The sequence below is a fragment of the Pannonibacter indicus genome, from assembly GCF_001418225.1.
GTDB lineage: Bacteria > Pseudomonadota > Alphaproteobacteria > Rhizobiales > Stappiaceae > Pannonibacter > Pannonibacter indicus.
In genome coordinates this window covers 1-18314 of record NZ_LIPT01000018.1, presented here as the reverse complement: position 1 = coordinate 18314, position 18314 = coordinate 1, and the positions used below count along the sequence as shown (strand labels likewise).

General features: G+C 63.1%; 21 protein-coding genes. 4 read left to right on the top strand and 17 right to left on the bottom strand.

The window, feature by feature from the left end; genetic code table 11:
* Positions 1 to 2: 2 nt before the first annotated feature.
* From thiL to ASC48_RS17465, 14 genes are all read right to left on the bottom strand, one after another.
* Positions 3 to 1034, bottom strand: a complete 1032-nt coding sequence (thiL, locus tag ASC48_RS17530) for a thiamine-phosphate kinase (RefSeq protein WP_055456985.1) — start codon at positions 1032 to 1034, stop codon at positions 3 to 5.
* 1 nt (position 1035) lies between these two features.
* The gene (nusB, locus tag ASC48_RS17525; protein WP_050471311.1) at positions 1036 to 1581 is read right to left on the bottom strand and encodes a transcription antitermination factor NusB; all 546 of its coding nucleotides are present in this window, start codon (positions 1579 to 1581) and stop codon (positions 1036 to 1038) included.
* A gap of 6 nt (positions 1582 to 1587) precedes the next feature.
* Positions 1588 to 2037 (bottom strand): 6,7-dimethyl-8-ribityllumazine synthase, encoded by a 450-nt coding sequence (gene ribH, locus ASC48_RS17520; protein ID WP_055456984.1) that lies wholly within the window; start codon positions 2035 to 2037, stop codon positions 1588 to 1590.
* Between the two features lie 84 nt (positions 2038 to 2121).
* Complete coding sequence (locus ASC48_RS17515) at positions 2122 to 2733, bottom strand: riboflavin synthase (protein WP_055456983.1); 612 nt, start codon at positions 2731 to 2733, stop codon at positions 2122 to 2124.
* A gap of 1 nt (position 2734) precedes the next feature.
* The gene (gene ribD / locus ASC48_RS17510; RefSeq protein WP_055456982.1) at positions 2735 to 3904 is read right to left on the bottom strand and encodes a bifunctional diaminohydroxyphosphoribosylaminopyrimidine deaminase/5-amino-6-(5-phosphoribosylamino)uracil reductase RibD; all 1170 of its coding nucleotides are present in this window, start codon (positions 3902 to 3904) and stop codon (positions 2735 to 2737) included.
* Positions 3901 to 4383, bottom strand: coding sequence for a transcriptional regulator NrdR (gene nrdR, locus ASC48_RS17505; RefSeq protein WP_055456981.1), 483 nt, complete (start codon positions 4381 to 4383; stop codon positions 3901 to 3903). Before nrdR ends, ribD begins: the two co-directional genes overlap by 4 nt.
* Before the next feature lie 168 nt (positions 4384 to 4551).
* Positions 4552 to 5859 (bottom strand): serine hydroxymethyltransferase, encoded by a 1308-nt coding sequence (glyA, locus tag ASC48_RS17500; RefSeq protein WP_055457019.1) that lies wholly within the window; start codon positions 5857 to 5859, stop codon positions 4552 to 4554.
* A gap of 209 nt (positions 5860 to 6068) precedes the next feature.
* Entirely contained in the window at positions 6069 to 6293 is a 225-nt protein-coding gene (locus ASC48_RS17495) for a DUF6898 family protein (protein WP_050471307.1), read from the bottom strand.
* A gap of 136 nt (positions 6294 to 6429) precedes the next feature.
* Complete coding sequence (locus tag ASC48_RS17490) at positions 6430 to 7722, bottom strand: L,D-transpeptidase family protein (RefSeq protein ID WP_082440179.1); 1293 nt, start codon at positions 7720 to 7722, stop codon at positions 6430 to 6432.
* 423 nt (positions 7723 to 8145) lie between these two features.
* Entirely contained in the window at positions 8146 to 8658 is a 513-nt protein-coding gene (ldtR, locus tag ASC48_RS17485) for a transcriptional regulator LdtR (protein WP_055456980.1), read from the bottom strand.
* Between the two features lie 161 nt (positions 8659 to 8819).
* On the bottom strand, positions 8820 to 9731 hold the full coding sequence (gene mmsB, locus ASC48_RS17480; RefSeq protein ID WP_279626060.1) for a 3-hydroxyisobutyrate dehydrogenase: 912 nt from the start codon (positions 9729 to 9731) through the stop codon (positions 8820 to 8822).
* 45 nt (positions 9732 to 9776) lie between these two features.
* On the bottom strand, positions 9777 to 10190 hold the full coding sequence (locus tag ASC48_RS17475) for a DUF6163 family protein (RefSeq protein ID WP_055456978.1): 414 nt from the start codon (positions 10188 to 10190) through the stop codon (positions 9777 to 9779).
* Between the two features lie 55 nt (positions 10191 to 10245).
* Entirely contained in the window at positions 10246 to 11301 is a 1056-nt protein-coding gene (locus ASC48_RS17470) for an enoyl-CoA hydratase/isomerase family protein (RefSeq protein ID WP_055456977.1), read from the bottom strand.
* A gap of 36 nt (positions 11302 to 11337) precedes the next feature.
* A complete protein-coding gene (locus tag ASC48_RS17465) occupies positions 11338 to 12477 on the bottom strand; it encodes an isobutyryl-CoA dehydrogenase (protein WP_055456976.1) in 1140 nt (379 codons plus the stop codon).
* Positions 12478 to 12771: 294 nt separating this feature from the next.
* Between ASC48_RS17465 and hemB the strand changes: the two genes are divergently transcribed.
* The 4 genes from hemB (at position 12772) to ASC48_RS17445 (ending at position 16654) form a co-directional block, all read left to right on the top strand.
* Positions 12772 to 13803: a porphobilinogen synthase gene (hemB, locus tag ASC48_RS17460; protein ID WP_055456975.1), complete on the top strand. Its 1032-nt coding sequence runs from the start codon at positions 12772 to 12774 to the stop codon at positions 13801 to 13803.
* Positions 13804 to 13830: 27 nt separating this feature from the next.
* Positions 13831 to 15105 (top strand): threonine ammonia-lyase, encoded by a 1275-nt coding sequence (locus ASC48_RS17455; RefSeq protein ID WP_055456974.1) that lies wholly within the window; start codon positions 13831 to 13833, stop codon positions 15103 to 15105.
* Between the two features lie 119 nt (positions 15106 to 15224).
* Positions 15225 to 15710 (top strand): RDD family protein, encoded by a 486-nt coding sequence (locus ASC48_RS17450; RefSeq protein ID WP_055457017.1) that lies wholly within the window; start codon positions 15225 to 15227, stop codon positions 15708 to 15710.
* Positions 15711 to 15883: 173 nt separating this feature from the next.
* A complete protein-coding gene (locus ASC48_RS17445; RefSeq protein ID WP_055456973.1) occupies positions 15884 to 16654 on the top strand; it encodes an arginyltransferase in 771 nt (256 codons plus the stop codon).
* Here the strand turns inward: ASC48_RS17445 and ASC48_RS17440 are convergent, their stop codons facing one another.
* The 3 genes from ASC48_RS17440 to ASC48_RS17430 form a co-directional block, all read right to left on the bottom strand.
* A complete protein-coding gene (locus ASC48_RS17440; RefSeq protein WP_055456972.1) occupies positions 16655 to 17326 on the bottom strand; it encodes a uracil-DNA glycosylase in 672 nt (223 codons plus the stop codon). It abuts the gene before it with no gap.
* Between the two features lie 14 nt (positions 17327 to 17340).
* On the bottom strand, positions 17341 to 17928 hold the full coding sequence (locus tag ASC48_RS17435; RefSeq protein ID WP_050471294.1) for a LabA-like NYN domain-containing protein: 588 nt from the start codon (positions 17926 to 17928) through the stop codon (positions 17341 to 17343).
* A 70-nt stretch (positions 17929 to 17998) separates the two neighbouring features.
* The coding region (locus ASC48_RS17430; RefSeq protein ID WP_244270102.1) for an integrase core domain-containing protein at positions 17999 to 18314 on the bottom strand (316 nt) is incomplete at its 5' end.

Genomic DNA, 18314 nt, shown 5'->3' with positions numbered 1-18314 from the left:
CCTCAAAAATGACGGAAGCCGCCCTGCCCTGCAAGCGTGAAAGGACGACCGCCGTGCGTCAGACAGACAGCAGGCTTGTCAGCAGCAGGCGCTTCCACCCGGCCAATGCAGGTTACCGGCACACCGGAAGCTGCCGCATCAGCCTCAAAGGCCGGCCCTTGCGCCTGCGGCACGCAGACAAACAGCTCATAGTCATCCCCGCCGGTCAGCACGCGGGCGAGAAGCTGCAGATCAGCAGCAAGTGCAGCACGGGCCGCATCCGACAGCGGCACATCGTCCGCTTCGAGGAGCAGATCCACACCCGAATGACGCGCCACATGGCCCGCATCGGCGCAGAGCCCGTCAGAGATATCGAGGCAGGCGGAAGCATGGGACAGAACGGCAGAAGCCAGCGCCACCCGCGGCTGCGGCAGCAGATAGCGGTTCAGCAGAAACTCTGCATGAATTTCAGACAGCCCGAGCTTGCGTGCCAGCTCCGGGTCAAGCCGCAAGGCAAGGCCAAGGGCGGAATCGCCAATGGTGCCGGAGACATAGACGAGATCGCCCGCCTTCGCGCCATTACGGCGAATGGCGCGGCCCTCCGGCACTTCGCCAAGCGCGGTGATGGACAGGACCATGCGCTCGCCGCTGCGGATCGTATCGCCGCCCAGCAGCGGGAATGCAAACTCCGCCTGATCGGCCGCGAGCCCGGCAGCAAAGCCGGTGAGCCACTGCGCGGCCCCGCCAGCGGCCACCTCCCCGCCAAGGCCGAGCCCCAGCAGATAGCCGAGCGGCCTCGCCCCCTTGGCGGCAAGGTCGGAGAGGTTGACGCGCAAGGCCTTGCGCGCCACCAGACCGGCCGGATCATTGGCAAAGAAATGGACATCCGCCGCCAGCATGTCCTTGGTCAGGACCAGCTCATGCCCGTTGGAGGGCTTCAGCACGGCGGCGTCGTCGGTGAGCGCAAGGCTGCCGGGGGCGGTTGCCAGCGGGGCAAAGAAGCGCTCGATCAGGTCGAACTCGCCCAGCCCCGTATATGCCCCCTCAGCGGCCATGTTACTGGCCGTCCTGCGCGTCCTGACCTTCTCCCGCCTCAGCCGCAGGCTCCAGCGGCTCCAGCTCGGCGCTGCGCAGCTGATGGGCCAGACGGTCCAGCACGCCGTTGACGAGACGCGGCTCATCCTCGGCGTAGAAAGCCTTCGCCACATCGATATATTCGGAGATGATCACCTTCGGCGGCACATCGCGGCGGCGCAGCAGCTCATAGCTGCCCGCGCGCAGGATGGCACGCAGCAGGCTGTCGATGCGCTTCAGCGGCCAATCTTCCACCAGCGCGGTGTGGATGAACGGGTCAAGGCGCAGCTGCTCGGCCACAACGCCGCGCACAATGTCCTTGAACCACTGCTCGTCCGCATCGCGGTACTGGTAGCCGTCGACTTCCTTGCCAAGGCGGAAGGCGGTGAACTCGTTGACCACATCGGTCACCGAGGAGCCGCCCACATCCATCTGGTAAAGCGCCTGCACCGCCCCGAGACGGGCGGCACCACGCTTGTTGGCCGGACGGATTTCCGGCCCCTTGTTCTGATCGGCTTCGCCGGTCATGTCAGATCAAACCCCAAGCCTTTCCCGAAGACGGATCATGTCCAGCGCTGCGCGCGAGGCAGCACCGCCCTTGTCCTTGTCGGTCACCCGGGCGCGGACCCAGGCCTGTTCATCATTTTCCACCGTCAGGATGCCGTTGCCGAGGGCAAGGTCGGCATCGACGATGAGATCCATCAGCACGCGGGCCGACTCATTGGCGACAATGTCATAATGGGTCGTCTCACCGCGAATGACACAGCCGAGCACCACGAAGCCGTCATAGAAGGTCCCGTCGTTTTCCATGGAGGTCAGCACCATGGACAGGGCCGCCGGGATTTCCAGCACGCCCGGAACAGCGATCCGGTCATGGGTCGCGCCCGCCTCGTCCAGCGCCTTGGCGGCCCCTTCATAGAGCGCATCGGCGATGTCTTCGTAGAATCGGGCTTCAATGATCAGGAGGTGAGGCGCGGAGCTCATCGGTCGTGTCGCTTTCTGTCTGAGAGGTGCGGTCAGGAACCATGCCTGTCCGATTTTGTCCAGCCTTTTGCGGGGGCGAGCCCCTCAGGCCTGCTCGCGGAATTCGGCAAGGCGCGCGGCATAGCGCGCCATCATGTCGACTTCAAGGTTTACGTTGTCACCCACCTGCCTTTCGGCCCAGGTGGTTACCGCCAGCGTGTGCGGAATGAGGAAGACGGAAAACTCCGTTCCCTCGACCTCGTTTACCGTCAGCGACGTGCCGTCCAGTGCCACCGATCCCTTGCGGGCGATGAAGGGGGCAAAGGCACGCGGCGCGTCAAAGCGGAAATAGACCGTATCCGGATGGTCGCGCCGCTCGACGATGCGGGCAAGCCCGTCCACATGGCCGAGCACCAGATGGCCGCCCAGCTCCGCGCCAAGACTGAGGGAGCGCTCCAGATTGAGCTTCTGCCCCGCCTTCCAGTCCGCAACAGTGGTCAGCCGCAGGGTTTCCGCACCGCTCTCCACCTCGAACCAGTTGCCGGTCTCATCGCGCCCCTTGGACGTCACCGTGTGGCACGGGCCGCCGCAGGCAATGGAGGCGCCGATGTCGATCGTGTCCACGTCATAGACCGTGGCAATGCGGGTGCGCTTGCCGGCAGGAATATCCGTGACGGAGAGAATGGTGCCAAGATCGGTGACAATTCCGGTGAACATCTCAACTCTCCTTGCGGCGGAACCGCAGCAGCCTGTCCGGCCCATAGACGGCCGTATCAACCAGACGGAAATCCGGGTATTCGGCGGTAAAGCCGCCTGCCCCGCCGTCGAACGGCAGGATGCGCCCTGCCCCGAGTTCGGCCACGCCTTGGAAGATCCATGTCTCGTCCACCACACCGGCCTGCAGGAAGGACCGGGCAACGCGCGCGCCGCCTTCCACCATCAGGCGCGTCACGCCCCGGTTGGCCAGCGCCGTCAGTGCGATCTTCGGCTCGATGCCCTCTTCATTGGCGGGCACGCGGATCACCAGCACGCCCGCATCGGCCAGCGCCTGCACCCGTTCGGGATCGGCCTGATTGCCCGTCACCAGCCACACCGGCACGTCGGCGGCAGACTGAACGAGACGGCTCTTCGGTGGCAGCCTTGCTTCCTTGTCCAGCACCACGCGCACGGGGGACCGGTCCTTCATGCCCGGCAGGCGGCAGGTCAGTTCCGGGTCATCGGCCAGGGCCGTGCCGATGCCGACGAGAATGGCGTCGCAGCTGCCCCGAAGGCCATGCACCACATTGCGCGACAGCGGGCCGGTGATCGCCACCTGCCCCTCGCCAACCCGGCCAATGCCGCCATCGGCGGAAAGCGCCAGCTTCAGCACCACATCCGGCCGCTGACTGGTAACGCGCAGCCGGTGCCCGGCATGAAGCAGGCGGCAGAGGTCGTCCTCAACGCCGGTGGAGACGGAAATGCCCGCTTCCTCAAGCATGGCAACCCCGCGCCCGGCCACGCGCGGGCTGGGGTCGAGACAGCCGATCACCACACGGGCAACACCTGCCTCGCGCAGCGCAAGGGCACAAGGCGGTGTGCGGCCGTAGTGGGAACAGGGCTCCAGCGTGACGTAGCAGGTGGCGCCGCGGGCCAGCTCCCCCGCCTGCCGTAGCGCGCTCACTTCTGCGTGAGGCCCGCCGGGGCGGGAGGTGACACCCCGGCCAACGATGACCGGTCCGCCGTCCTCAAACTGAACGATGAGCGCGCCCACCGAAGGATTGGGCCAGACCTGCCCCTGCCCCCTCGCCGCAAGGGCAGCAGCGGCGCGCATCAGGCGGCGGTCAATCCCGGTCACGGCAGCCTTACTGCCGGCGGCGGGCGCAACAGCTTCAGCCTCAGCTTCGCTCACGCATCCTCCTTGGGTTCGTCATTGCCGGGCAAGCCGCCCAGTTCACCGAGAAGGTCGCGGAAGTCGCGCGCCTCGCGGAAGTTCCGGTAGACGGATGCAAAGCGCACATAGGCCACATCATCGATGTTCTTAAGGCCTTCCATCACGTGGGTGCCAATCATCTCGCTGGTGATCTCGCCTTCGCTGGTGCTTTCCAGCTGGCGCACAATGCCGCTCACCATACGCTCGATCCGCTCCGGGTCAACCGGGCGCTTGCGCACAGCGATCTCGACGGAACGCATCAGCTTTTCGCGGTCAAACGGCACGCGGCGGCCGGAGCGCTTGACCACCATCAGCTCGCGCAGCTGCACCCGCTCAAAGGTGGTGAACCGCCCCCCGCAGGTGGAGCAGACACGGCGGCGGCGGATGGCCGTGTTGTCTTCCGTCGGGCGCGAATCCTTAACCTGGGTCTCTTCACCGCCGCAAAAGGGGCACCGCATGTCATCCGTTCCTTATACCAAGGCCCTGAGAGACAGGGCCCTGCCAAGCCTCAAGCACCGCATGGGCGCGAAGAATCTGGTGGCCGTAAGCTCTTCGAATTTAGCTCAGAATGCAAACGATCCGCGCCGGAGGGCGCGGACCGGTTCTTGTATGCGTCAATCAGGCAATCAGGCCGGATAGATCGGGAAGCGGCTGGTGAGTTCGATCACCTTGGCCTTCACCGCAGCCTCCACAGCCGCGTTGCCTTCCTCACTGTTCGCCGCCTTCAGACCGTCGAGAACCTCGGTGATCAGCATGCCGATCTCGCGGAACTCGGCAAGCCCAAAACCGCGCGTCGTGCCGGCCGGAGTGCCAAGGCGCACGCCGGAGGTGACGAATGGCTTTTCCGGGTCAAACGGAATGCCGTTCTTGTTGCAGGTGATGTTGGCGCGGCCAAGGGCGGCCTCCGCCTTCTTGCCGGTTGCATTCTTCGGGCGCAGGTCCACCAGCATCAGATGATTGTCGGTGCCGCCGGAAACAATGTCCAGCCCCTGCTCCTGCAGGGTCTGGGCCAGCATCTTGGCATTGGCCGCAACCGCTGCAGCATAGGCCTTGAACTCCGGACGCAGCGCTTCACCGAAGGCAACAGCCTTGGCGGCAATCACGTGCATCAGCGGGCCGCCCTGAAGACCGGGGAACACGGCCGAGTTGATCTTCTTGGCGATCTCTTCGTCGTTGGTCAGGATCAGGCCGCCGCGCGGGCCGCGCAGGGACTTGTGCGTGGTCGAGGTGCAGACATGGGCATGGGGCACCGGCGAAGGATGCGCGCCGCCAGCCACAAGACCGGCGATGTGAGCCATGTCGACCATCAGATAGGCGCCGACCGCATCGGCGATCTCACGGAACTTCTTCCAGTCCCAGACGCGCGAATAGGCCGTGCCGCCGGCAACGATCAGCTTCGGCTTGTGCTCATGGGCCAGACGCTCGATCTCTTCCATGTCGAGCAGATGGTCGTCCTTGCGCACGCCGTAGGACACGACGTTGAACCACTTGCCGGACATGTTGACCGGGGAGCCGTGGGTCAGGTGGCCGCCGGAATTCAGGTCAAGGCCCATGAACGTATCGCCCGGCTGCAGCAGTGCCAGGAAGACGGCCTGGTTCATCTGGCTGCCGGAGTTCGGCTGCACGTTGGCGAACTTGGCACCGAACAGCTCCTTGGCGCGTTCGATCGCCAGCGTCTCGACAATGTCGACATACTGACAGCCGCCGTAATAGCGCTTGCCCGGATAACCCTCGGCATATTTGTTGGTCAGGACCGAGCCCTGAGCCTCGAGAACGGCCCTGGAGACAATGTTTTCGGAGGCGATAAGCTCGATCTCGTGCTGCTGACGGCCGGCTTCCTTCTGGATGGCGCCGAAGATATCCGGATCGGCATCAGCCAGAGATTGAGTGAAGAAACCGGTGTAGATCGGCTCGCCGGCCAAGGTATCCGACATCGACATGGCTAGGTCCTTTTCAGCGATTCACAAAGGGCCCCTTCGCCCTTTTTATCCGCCCAAGCGCGGGCAAATGACATTGCTCCGGCATTGGCCCCTTCGGGAGCCCTGCACTTAGCATAGGCATTCCGGTGAACCAAGTGGCAGACCGACACAGCGAGCCGCAAATCCGGCATGGATCTGGTCCAGAGTGGAACTGGTGCGGAGTTTCATGCTGTCCAGCCCCCGCGCGGCACCTCCGGCGTGCCACTGTCTTCCGACAAGCGCTTTGCCAGCTTGCGAAGCGCCAGCGCCTGGAGGTCCGACTGCGCCGCATTGACCGGGCCGATCACCGACACTTCAACGCCAGTCGCCGCATCAATCGCCACCACCTTCACCTGACGGCCGATGGGCACGAATTCCAGATAGACTTCACCCTTGGCATGGCCGGACATGCAGGTTTCTCCAGAGACAGAAGAAAAGGCGGTACATGAAAGACACGCCTTGGAGGATCAGATGGGCATGATGGTTGATTGCGCAAGAAAAAAGGGAGCCCGAGCCCCCTTTTCCAGTCTCATCTGATGATCTGGCTCACTGCCCAGGCAGCTGCAGCTCTGCCACGTCGCCATAAAGGCCATCGCGGTTGTAGATGTCTTCACGGAAATGCACCGTGCCGTCTTCGTTGGCCCAGGCCGTGATGTAGGTCAGGTACAACGGCACCTGCGTCTTCAGCTTCACGTCTTCCCGCAGGCCATCGCGGATGGTCTGATCAACGCGGGCGCGGTTCCAGTCCGGCGTGGTTGATTCCAGCATCCAGGACACAAGGTCACGCACGTTCTGCACACGCACACAGCCCGAAGAGTGGAACCGGTTGTCGGTGCCGAACAGGGTCTTCGACGGCGTGTCGTGCAGATACACCTGATGGGTGTTGTGGAAGTTGATGCGGATGGCGCCCAGCGAGTTGATCTCGCCCGGATCCTGCCGGAACTGGTACTTCGTTGCCTCGTCGGAGTTCCAGTCGATCTGCTGCCAGGCCAGTTCGTTGTTCTTCCAGTCGAAGATACGGATCTTGTTCTTGGCCAGATATTCCGGATCCTGCTTCATTTTCGGGATCAGGTCCTTGCGGATGATCGAAACCGGCACGGTCCAGTAGGGGTTGAAATTGACCTCATAGATCTTGGAATTCAGGATCGGTGTCTGACGGTCGATCTTGCCGACGACTGCGGTGTGGCGCGAGCGGACGCGGCCGTTCTGAACGGCCTCGATCTCGGCCGCCGGAATGTTCACCATCACATAACGCGCACCGAGGTCGCCAGACATGGACCGCAGGCGTACAAGGTTGGTTTCCAGCTGGCGCAGACGCACATCGGCCGGAATGTTCAGCGCCGCCAGCGTGGTCTGCCCCAGCGTGCCATCCGGGATGAGGCCGTGGCGCACCTGGAACCGGCGCAGAGCGGAATCGACGTAGGAATCGAAGGTGGTGGAGACACCGGCCTGTTGCTCCAGATCGCCGGATGCGATCAGGCGGCGGCGGAGCGAGGCAACGATATTGTCCTCAGCACCGATGCGCAGCGTCTTGCCCGGCGTGGCGACGTGTTCCCAGCCGCCGCGCTGCACGATCATGGCATACTGGTCGATGGCCGAAGCCACATATTCGGCCGTCTGGGGAGCAAGGGTCGGCGTCGCGGTCTTGATCGACTGCAGGTCCTGCAGCGTGGCATCAAAACGGTCTTCCCATTCTGCGCGCTTGTTATACTGCTGCAGTGCCTCCAGCGGCGACTGCGCCAGCGCCGTTCCGGCGAGAACGCCTGTCAGTGCCCCTGCCAGAGCAGCCGCGCGGGCCAGAGTGGCGGAAACTTTCGTGATCTGATTCCCGTTGCGCAACAACACCAGTCGCTCCCTTTCGCATCGCGTGGAGGTTCACATGGCCAGTTATGATCAGCAGATACTGCAAGGTCTGCCAGCCGGTGAATTCCAGTTAACCACACGGCGGCTTAACAAATTGCAGCCTGGGTCCGGTCGGCCGCCGCATGCCCAAACGGTGGAAGCCCTTGCGCAATCGTCAGCCCCTGCCTGCGCTCATGGCACAGCAGTCATGAGTTTCATTAGTCAGGGGTTTATGGCCGAAACATGTCCAGTAAACACATCTTCGCCAGAAACGCGAAAACTGATGCTGCAAAGCTACACTGCGTTTTCTGCATGAGTGGCAATGATGCGGCGAAGGTCTGGCTCCCGCATAACAGAAAGGCCCGTGCCGGGTGTCCGGCACGGGCCTTTTCATTTCGTGCGGCCTGCAGTCCCTGCGGATCAGAGACGGTAGAGGATCTGGTCGGTCCAGAAACGCTCCAGGCGGCGCAGCGACTTGTTGAGCATGGCGAAGTCACCGGCGTGGATCTCGCCAACCTGCTCGACCGAGAGAATGTGACGCTCATAGAGGTCATTCACGATCTTGGCGACTTCCTGGCCCTTCGGCGTCAGGCTGACACGGACCGAACGGCGGTCCATGCGCGAACGCTGATGATGAATGTAACCGGTCTCCACCAGCTTCTTGAGGTTATAGGAGACGTTGGACCCGAGATAGTAACCGCGGCTGCGCAGCTCGCCGGCCGTCAGCTCGCTGTCGCCGATGTTGAACAGCAGCAGGGCCTGCACGCTGTTCACGTCGGAACGGCCCATGCGGTCGAACTCGTCCTTGATGACGTCAAGAAGACGGCGGTGAAGTCTTTCGACGAGCGTTAGTGCTTCCAGGTACAGCGGCTTGAGTTCCGTGTCCTCTTCTGCCTGAGCAACGGCATCCATAGCTCTGTTGGCTGAGATCATTTGTTTGCGCCTCTATATTTCTACCTGTCATTGGGTGGTTATTTTTTCCACCTTGAGACTGACCATACAGAGGCGCTTCTAAAATCCGCTTAAGAGATACGCTGAATCATCTCTTAAAATTTACCGGAGACTTTTCGTCTGTTTCGATCCATCGAAAGAATTCATTCACCACGAAGGAACCGGACGATCCCCGAGAAGTCCGTGCCCGCATGGCCCGAATTGCAGAAGAGGGCATAGAGGGCTGCAGCCTGCGCACCCAGCGGCGTGGCCGCACCGGAGGACTGCGCCGCCTCTTGGGAAAGCTTGAGATCCTTGAGCATCATCTGCGCCGCGAAGCCCGGCTGGTAATCCCGGTTGGCGGGAGAGGACGGCACGGGACCGGGCACCGGGCAGTAGCTTGTCAGCGACCAGCACTGGCCGGAGGCTGTGGATGAAATGTCGAAAAGCTTCTGGGCGTCGAGGCCAAGCCGCTCGGCAAGGATAAACGCTTCGCTAACCGCGATCATGGAAATGCCGAGTATCATGTTATTACAAATCTTGGCGGCCTGACCGGTGCCCGAGCCACCGGCATGGACGATGGTCTTGCCCATCGCCTCAAGGAAGGGCTTGGCGCGCTCAAAGGCGGCATCCTCGCCGCCGACCATGAAGGTCAGCGTCCCTGCGGCCGCACCGCCAACACCGCCGGAAACCGGGGCATCCACCATGACCATGCCGGCGGAGGCCGCCGCCTGTGCCACGGCACGGGCGCTGTCCACGTCGATGGTGGAACTGTCAATGAGGAGCGTGCCGGGCCGGGCGCTGGCGATAACGCCCTCTTCCCCGGTGTAGACGGCGCGCACATGCTTGCCTGCGGGCAGCATGGAAACGACGGCATCGGCATCGCGCACCGCTTCGGCGACGGATGCGGCCGCCTTGCCGCCTGCGGCCTCCAGCTGGGCCCTGGCCTCCGGCGACAGGTCAAACCCCTTTACCGCATGCCCTGCCCTGACCAGATTGGCCGCCATCGGGCCGCCCATGTTGCCAAGACCGATGAAACCCACTGATGCCATGACGCAACTCCTCCCGGTTCGCAAAGTCTCTTCCGGAACCGTGTCAGGCTTGGGCCATCTGCGGTCCGGCTATTTCTTCCTGTCTTCCTGCTCCACCAGGTAGACCAGCAGCAGATAGATGCCGATGGTCGCCAGATAGAACGTGATCTCGTAAGGCCGCCGTCCGAACATGTCGGAAAAGGCCGTGTGCATGACGATCTGGCTGAAGGCCCGGAACAGCCACATGACCGTGCCCCAGGAAACCGCCAGCCAGAGGCCGATCGCCGCCACCAGATCCAGCACGGCGAAAAAGACGGTGGCCGTCTGCCATTCGATCGGCATCTCCCAGAACCATGCGCCGCGCCAGGGCGCAAAGCCGACGATGCGGGCCCAGTGGATCACCCCGCCCGCGATCAGCAGCAGCGCCATGCAGCGCAGATACCACAGCAGCACGGTGCTCCAGGGCGGGCGGTTCTTGAGGAGATCCTGAAAGCTTGTGATCATGGCCGTCCTTGCGGGAAGGGGCATCAGGCGTTGTCAGCCAGTGCCCGCGCTTCACTCAGGGCAGCGGCAGATCGCCGCCCTCTGGCCTTCCGAAATAAGCCGCCAGCCCCGTCCTGTCCACTTCCGCAAGGCTTGCGGCCTGCCAGCGCGGTGCATTGTCCCGGTCCACCAGCACGGAGCGCACGCCCTCATAAAAGTCCGTGTGCTTCAGGATCTCGCTGACAATGCGGAATTCCATCTGCATGCAACCGTTGAAATCCAGCTCCGCGCCCCGGTTCAGCTGCTCGAAGGTCAGCGCCAGGCTGGTGGGCGACTTGGAGGCCAGCATCCCCAGGCAATTTCGTGCGAAGTCTGAATCACTTGAGGCCAGCGCCTGCCAGATCTGGTCAACGCTGGAGAGACCGAAAACGCGCTCTAGCTCATCCATCACTTCAAGCAGCGGCGCGGGACCTGCCTCCACCGTGTGGCGGGCAAGCGCTGCCTCCACCGGCTCACCGGCGCAGAGCGCGTCCGTCAGCGCCGGAATTGAGGCGGACGCCAGCGCGTGGGTGAGCACGCCGGTCAGCAGCGCATCGGCCTGCTTCAGCCGGGCAGAGGTCAGAGCACAGTAATAGCCGGTGCGGCGCGGCATGCGCGGCAGAAAGTAGCTGCCCCCCACATCCGGGAAAAAGCCGATGCCGGTTTCCGGCATGGCAAAAAGCGTCTTTTCCGTGCCCACCCGGTGCGAGCCATGCACCGACAGGCCGACACCGCCACCCATAACGATGCCGTCGATCAGCGACACCCAGGGCTTGGGGAAATGCTTGATGCGGCTGTTGAGGATATATTCGTCCGCGAAGAAGCTTGTCTGCTCTGGCGCGCCCTTCAGCCCCAGCCTCACACCCATGTCATAGACCTGACGGATATCGCCGCCCGCGCAGAAGGCCTTTTCACCGTTGCCGCGCAGCACGATGCGGGTGATGGCCGGGTTCGTTTCCCAGTCGTCCAGCCGGGCGGCGATGGCTTTGACCATGCCATGGCTGAGCGCATTGAGCGCCTTGGGGCGGTTGAGGGTGATCAGCCCCGCCTGCCCCGCCACCTCGAACAGAACCTCGTCCGCGCTCTCGCTCATGCTCTTCTGCCTCCCCGGCTGCCGCGCCTGCTTTTCTCACCGGCCAATCAGATCACGCGAAATGATGACGCGCATGATTTCGTTGGTGCCTTCCAGAATCTGGTGCACCCGCACATCGCGCAGAAAACGCTCGATGGGATAGTCGCGCAAGTAGCCGTAGCCGCCGTGCAGCTGCAGCGCCTCGTTGACCACCTGAAAGCCCGTGTCCGTTGCAAGGCGCTTGGCCATGGCGGCAAGGCGCGTGGCCCCTTCCGCCTTTTCCTCGACGGCCATGGCCGCCTTGTGCAGCAGCAGACGGGCCGCCTCCAGCTCCGTCGCCATATCGGCCAGCCGGAACTGCAGCGCCTGAAAAGTGGATAGGGAACGGCCGAATTGCTGGCGGTCCTTCATATAGGCGATGCTGCGCTCAAGGCAGGTCTGCGCCGCCCCCAGCGAGCAGGCACCAATGTTCAGCCGCCCGCCATCAAGCCCGGCCATGGCGAGCTTGAAGCCCTCGCCTTCTTCGCCGATGCGGTTCGCCGCCGGAACGCGGCAGTCCTCGAAAATGACCTGCGCCGTCGGCTGGCTCTTCCAGCCGAGCTTCACTTCCTGCGCCCCGAAGCTCAGCCCCGGCGTGCCCTTGTCCACGACGAAGCAGGAGATGCCGCCCGGCCCCTCTCCACCCGTGCGGGCCATGACAATATAAACGTCCGACGCCCCGCCGCCGGAGATGAAGGCCTTGGTACCGTTGAGGACGTAGCTGTTCCCGTCCCGCACCGCCCGTGTTCTAAGGCTTGCCGCGTCCGAGCCAGCGCCCGGCTCCGTCAGGCAGTAGCTGCCGAAACGGCGCATGCTGCACAGATCCGGCAGGTAGCGCTCGCGCAGCTCCTGCGAGCCGAACCGGTCGATCATCCAGCCGGTCATGTTGTGAATGGAGATATAAGCCGCCGTCGAGGTGCAGCCCTTGGCGAGTTCCTCGAAGATCAGCGCTGCATCCAGCCGCGTCAGGCCGGAACCGCCCAGATCCTCGCGCACATAAATACCGGCAAAGCCAAGCTCTGCCGCCTTGCACAGGGCCTCCACCGGGAAGATGGACTTCTCGTCCCACTCACGCGCATGGGGCTCCATCTCGTCGCGGGCAAAGCTGGCGGCCACCTCCTGAAAGGCGCGCTGCTCCTCGTTCAAGGCAAAGTCCATGGGGCTCCTCCCGCCTGCACGGATGGCCGCAGATGGCGGTCCGGGGCGGCGGTTCTCCCCCTGCCTGCCCCTTGCCGCTCTGCAACCCTTGTCCTTCCGGGGTAGCCCGTTTTGACCTTAACGTCAATTTGGTGGCAGATCGTCTCTTTGGCCTATGGCTTGGCGCAGACGGCCTTCGATCATGAGGCAAAGACAATGATGCCGCAGTCCTCCCTATGGCATCACGGAGGCGCTGTTGTTACAGTCCGCGCCCATCACGCATGATCGAAACTCCCGAATTCCAGGACCCGCTCCATGTCCAGCCCGTTCCACAGCGTTTCCCCCGAGCACATTGACGACATTCTCGGCGGCCGCCGCCTGCGCCGCAACCGCCGCACCGACTGGGCACGCCGGCTGGTGCAGGAAAACGCCCTGACCGTGAATGACCTGATCTGGCCGATCTTCCTCGTCGATGGCAGCAACATCCGCCAGCCGGTAGCGTCCATGCCGGGCGTTGAGCGCATGTCGGTGGATGAAGCCGTGCGCGAAGCCGAATATGCGGCGAGCCTGTCCATCCCCGCGCTGGCGCTGTTTCCCTACACTGATCCCGCCCTGCGCGATGAAAACGGGAACGAGGCACTCAATCCGGAGAACCTGATCTGCCGCGCCTGCCGCGCCATCAAGCAGGCGGGCCTCAACATCGGCCTCATCACCGATGTGGCGCTGGACCCCTACACCAGCCACGGCCACGATGGCCTTATGCATGGCGAGCGCATCCTGAATGACGAAACCGTCGACCAGCTCTGCCGCCAGGCCCTGACGCAGGTGGAAGCGGGTGCGGATGTGATTGCCCCTTCCGACATGATGGACGGGCGCATCGGCGCCATCCGCCGGGCGCTGGATGCCAATGGCCACCGGGAAACCCAGATCATGGCCTATGCCGCCAAATATGCCTCCGCCTTCTACGGCCCCTTCCGCGATGCGGTGGGCACGTCCAAGACGCTGATCGGCGACAAACGCACCTATCAGATGGACCCGGCCAACACGGACGAGGCCCTGCGCGAGGTGGAACTGGATATTGCCGAAGGCGCCGACATGGTGATGGTCAAGCCCGGCATGCCCTATCTGGATGTTGTCTGGCGGGTGAAGGACACCTTCCGCATGCCGACCTATGCTTATCAGGTTTCGGGAGAATACGCGATGATCCAGGCCGCTGCCGCCAATGGCTGGCTTGACGGCGAACGCGCCATGCTGGAAAGCCTTCTGGCGTTCAAGCGCGCCGGAGCGGACGGGATTCTCACCTATTTCGCGCCCCGCGTGGCAGAGCTTCTCAAAAGCGGCCTCTGAGAGGCCGCCCATTTTCCGGACGGATCCATGCATAGCCCCTCTGACCGCCAGACCTCTGAAAGACAGGATTCTGGCCCCCTGCCGCTTTCCCTTGCCGATGTGGAAGAGGCGGCGCGTCTGATCCGGGGAGCCGTGCTGCGCACGCCGTTCCTGCCCGCGCCCAAGCTGTCGGCGCTGACCGGTGCCGAGGTCTTTGTCAAATACGAGAACATGCAGGTCACCAACGCCTTCAAGGAGCGCGGGGCGCTGGTGAAGCTGCTGTCGCTGACGGAGGAAGAACGCCAGCGCGGCGTCATCGCCATGTCGGCAGGCAACCATGCACAGGCTGTCGCCTATCACGCCGGCCGGCTCGGCATTCCCTCCACCATCGTCATGCCGGAGACGACGCCTTTCGTGAAGATCACCGCCACGCGCGGCTATGGCGCCGAAGTGGTTCTGGCCGGTGACACGCTGGTGGGGGCAACGGCTGAAGCGCAGCGCCTGTCAGAAGAAAAGGGCTTCGTCTGGGTGCATCCCTTCGATGATCCGCATGTGATCCGCGGCCAGGGCACCATCGCTCTGGAGATGCTGGAAGACGTGCCGGACCTTGAGTGTCTCGTCGTTCCGGTTGGCGGCGGCGGCATGATCTCCGGCATGGCCGTGGCCGCCAAGGGCCTGAAGCCCGGAATCTCCATCGTCGGCGTCGAATCGCGGCTTTATCCGGGCATGTGGAGCGCCGTGCATGACGAAGACCTGCCCTGCGGCGGGCCGACGATCGCAGAGGGCATTGCGGTGAAGGACGTGGGCGCCCTTACGCGCAAGATCGTGCGCGAACTGGCCGATGACATCATTCTGGCCGAGGAAAGCGCCATCGAGCGGGCCATCAACCTGTTCCTGACCCAGCAGAAGACATTGGCGGAAGGCGCAGGGGCTGCCGGCCTTGCCGCGCTGCTGACGGCGCCGGAGCTGTTCCGGGGCAAGAAGGTGGGGCTGGTGCTGTGCGGCGGCAACATCGACCCGCGCCTTGTCTCCTCCATCGTGATCCGCGAACTCTCCCGCGATGGCCGCCTCGTATCAGTGCGCATCGACACGCCGGACCGGCCGGGTGTACTGGGCGAAATCACCTCTCTCATCGGCGGGCGCGGCGGCAATGTGGTGGACGTGTCGCACCACCGCCTGTTCCTCAACGTGCCGGCCAAGGGCGCAACGCTGGATGTGACCTTCGAGACCTTCGACGCCGCCCACGGCCAGGCCATCATCGAAGCCCTGCGCGAACGCGGCTACGCGGTGCGGCAGATGAATGTGGCCGAGGTGATGGCCTGAGGCGGCACGCTGCGCGGTGAAGCGGGCGGGCTTGCGAAAAACCCCGCCCGCAAACTGGAACGGAACAATTGACTGTTCGTCCCGTTCTTCCCACATGAATGGCAGAAACGGAGGCGGCAATGTCCTATCAGGCTGAAATTCTGGAACCCAGGCGCGGCGGCTTTGGCGCCACCGATAATCCTGCACTTTTCAGCGGGCTGCGCAGCAAGCGCATCATGGCCTTCCTGATCGACACGGCCATCATCGCCTTCTTCACCGTGATGGCGGGAATACTCATCTTCTTCCTCGGCATTTTCACGCTGGGCCTTGCCTGGTTCGCCTATGCCTTCCTGTGGCAGGGCGTGGCGCTGACCTACACCGCCATCACGCTGGGCGGCGAGCGCGCTTCAACGCTGGGCATGCGCGCCATGGGCCTCGAAATGCGCCTGTGGCACGGCGGCAAGCCCTATGCCCTGCTTGCAGCGATGCATGCGCTGCTGTTCTGGTTCTCCGTCACCCTGCTGACGCCGCTGGTGCTGCTGGTCAGCCTCGTGTCGGACCGCAAGCGCCTGCTGCACGACATCATCCTTGGCACGGTGGTGGTCAATACGCAGCGCGATTACTGAGTTCAAGCAAGTCTTGGTAAAACTGCCAGATCCCTACCCTCGCGGCAGGGCCTTGAGGGCCAGAAAAGTTCAATACCTTGCCGTTTATCCGATGATTCAATGGTTGACGTTCACGCTTGCCGCGCCATCCTGAGCAGATATCATGATGTGGAACACGAGGCTGACTTCAAGACGTGACCCGGCACCCGATCGACCATCCCCAGTTCTACCTGACGGCCCCTGCGCCGTGCCCGTATCTGCCGGGCCGGCAGGAGCGGAAGGTGTTCACCCATCTGGTCGGTCATCAGGCCCCTGCCCTCAATGACGTGCTGACGCAGGGCGGCTTCCGCCGCAGTCAGAACATCGCCTACCGTCCGGCCTGCGAAGCTTGCCGGGCCTGCGTATCCGTGCGGGTGCGGGTGGCGGACTTCCGGTGGACCAATTCCTTCAAGCGCATCTGGAAGAAGGGCAGCTGGCTGGTTGGCGCCGAGCTGCCGCCCTCCCCCTCCAGCGAACAATATGATCTCTTCCGCACCTATCTTCTGGCCCGCCATGAAAATGGCGGCATGTCTGAAATGAGCGTGCTGGACTATGCAATGATGGTGGAGGACACCCATGTGGACACCATGGTCATCGAATACCGCCGCCGCGGGCCGGACACGTTCCTCACCCGGCGCGGCACCGGGCCGCTGATCGGCGTTGCCCTGACCGACCGCATGGCCGACGGCTTGTCGATGGTCTATTCCTTTTACGATCCCGCCGTTGACAGCCTCAGCATCGGCACGTTCATGATCCTCGAGCATATCGAGCGCGCCCGCAGGCTGGGCCTTCCCTATGTCTATCTCGGTTACTGGGTCGAAGGGTCGCAGAAGATGGCCTACAAGGAGCGCTTCCAGCCGCAGGAGCATCTGGGGCCGGAGGGCTGGTTGCAGCCCGGCCCGTCCGCAAGCCTGTCTAATCGCTGATCAGGCCCGCAGGGAGCTGGTCTCATCCACGTGAGCGCGGATCGAATTAAAGACGCTGCGGAACATCTCCCGCGTCAGCCGTCCGGTGTTGGTGTTGTACCGGGAGCAGTGATAGCTGTCGAAAAGCTTCACCGGCCGTCCTGACAGCTGAATGTCATGCCCTGCCCCATGCACGAAGGGTGATTTTGCACGCGGCAGCGATAGCGCGGTCAGGAACGTGTCATGGGCAATGCGCCCCAGTGCCAGCACCGCGCGGACCGAGGGCATGGCGTCAAGCGTTGCAATCAGGAACGGCCGGCAGGTCTTGATCTCCGGCCCCGTCGGCTTGTTTTCCGGCGGGACGCAGCGCACCGCATTGGTGATCAGGGCATCCACCAGCTCAAGGCTGTCATCTGGACGCGCCTCATAGACGCCCCTGGCAAAGCCGAAGTCGATCATCGTCTCGTAGAGAAGATCGCCGGCATAATCCCCGGTAAACGGCCGCCCTGTCCTGTTGGCACCACGCAAGCCCGGCGCAAGACCAACGATCAGCAGGGACGGTGCCTTATCACCAAAGGACGGCACGGGTGCGTTGAACCAGTCCGGCGACAGACGCCGGTGCTCTTCGCGGAATGCAACGAGACGCGGGCACAGCGGACAATCGCGTGCCGGGTCCAGAGCAACACCAGCCATATGCGGTTCAGGCCTCAGTAGTCGTCGTCTTCGTCGATGTCGCGGTCACGGTCCGATGCACGCGAGGGCCGCTCGGCGGGATCACGGCCAACGCGGTTCGCAAGACTCGCCAGTTCAATGAAGTGGTCGGCCTGGCGGCGCAGATCATCGGCAATCATCGGCGGCTGGGTCTGAAGTGTGGAGACAACGCTTACCTTACGGCCCTTGCGCTGCAAAGCTTCGACCAGCGAGCGGAAATCACCATCCCCCGAGAACAGGACGATGTGATCAACGCTATCGACCAGCTGCATGGCATCGACAGCAAGTTCGATATCCATATTGCCCTTGACCTTGCGGCGGCCACTGGAATCGACAAATTCCTTCACCGGCTTCGTCACAACCTTGTAACCGTTGTAATCGAGCCAATCAATCAGCGGACGAATTGAGGAATATTCCTGATCCTCAATGATCGCAGTGTAGTAATAGGCGCGCAGCAAATAGCCTTTGCTCTGAAACTCCTTCAACAGCATCTTGTAATCGATATCAAAACCAATCGCCTTTGCCGTCGAATACAAGTTCGCCCCATCAATAAACAAAGCAATTTTCTCTCTTGAATCAAACATAAAGTAATTCCTTTCCAGCACCAGCGGGCTTTGGTGTGATCGGCCCCCACGGACGGGTCCAATTTGATTGTTAGTGCAATGATGGTCGTGGCGCCAGCGCGGGCGGCATTGCTGGTTGGGGTTGCAGGGCCGCCCGCGCGAATGCCGGGATGAAGACCTCCGGCGCCGGCGGCTTGTAGCCGAGCGATCCATGCGGACGCACGGTGTTGTAATGCCGACGCCAGCTTTCCACGATGATCCTGGCCTCTTTGAGCGTGTAGAAGATCTCGCCGTCGAGGAGTTCGTCGCGCAGGCGCGCGTTGAAGCTCTCGATGTAGCCGTTCTCCCATGGACTGCCGGGAGCGATGTAGGCGGTCTTCGCCCCGACTGCGGTGATCCAGTCCTGC

Excerpts from the sequence above, each read along its gene's own strand:
- ASC48_RS17465 (WP_055456976.1), bottom strand. The coding sequence starts at position 12,477 with ATGGACTTTGCCTTGAACGAGGAGCAGCGCGCCTTTCAGGAGGTGGCC.
- ASC48_RS17450 (WP_055457017.1), top strand. The coding sequence starts at position 15,225 with ATGTCCTATCAGGCTGAAATTCTGGAACCCAGGCGCGGCGGCTTTGGC.
- ASC48_RS17440 (WP_055456972.1), bottom strand. The coding sequence starts at position 17,326 with ATGGCTGGTGTTGCTCTGGACCCGGCACGCGATTGTCCGCTGTGCCCG.
- nusB (WP_050471311.1), bottom strand. The coding sequence starts at position 1,581 with ATGACCGGCGAAGCCGATCAGAACAAGGGGCCGGAAATCCGTCCGGCC.
- ASC48_RS17470 (WP_055456977.1), bottom strand. The coding sequence starts at position 11,301 with ATGAGCGAGAGCGCGGACGAGGTTCTGTTCGAGGTGGCGGGGCAGGCG.
- glyA (WP_055457019.1), bottom strand. The coding sequence starts at position 5,859 with ATGTCGGATACCTTGGCCGGCGAGCCGATCTACACCGGTTTCTTCACT.
- hemB (WP_055456975.1), top strand. The coding sequence starts at position 12,772 with ATGTCCAGCCCGTTCCACAGCGTTTCCCCCGAGCACATTGACGACATT.
- ASC48_RS17495 (WP_050471307.1), bottom strand. The coding sequence starts at position 6,293 with ATGTCCGGCCATGCCAAGGGTGAAGTCTATCTGGAATTCGTGCCCATC.
- thiL (WP_055456985.1), bottom strand. The coding sequence starts at position 1,034 with ATGGCCGCTGAGGGGGCATATACGGGGCTGGGCGAGTTCGACCTGATC.
- ASC48_RS17435 (WP_050471294.1), bottom strand. The coding sequence starts at position 17,928 with ATGTTTGATTCAAGAGAGAAAATTGCTTTGTTTATTGATGGGGCGAAC.
- ldtR (WP_055456980.1), bottom strand. The coding sequence starts at position 8,658 with ATGATCTCAGCCAACAGAGCTATGGATGCCGTTGCTCAGGCAGAAGAG.
- ASC48_RS17515 (WP_055456983.1), bottom strand. The coding sequence starts at position 2,733 with ATGTTCACCGGAATTGTCACCGATCTTGGCACCATTCTCTCCGTCACG.
- ribH (WP_055456984.1), bottom strand. The coding sequence starts at position 2,037 with ATGAGCTCCGCGCCTCACCTCCTGATCATTGAAGCCCGATTCTACGAA.
- ASC48_RS17475 (WP_055456978.1), bottom strand. The coding sequence starts at position 10,190 with ATGATCACAAGCTTTCAGGATCTCCTCAAGAACCGCCCGCCCTGGAGC.
- ASC48_RS17455 (WP_055456974.1), top strand. The coding sequence starts at position 13,831 with ATGCATAGCCCCTCTGACCGCCAGACCTCTGAAAGACAGGATTCTGGC.
- nrdR (WP_055456981.1), bottom strand. The coding sequence starts at position 4,383 with ATGCGGTGCCCCTTTTGCGGCGGTGAAGAGACCCAGGTTAAGGATTCG.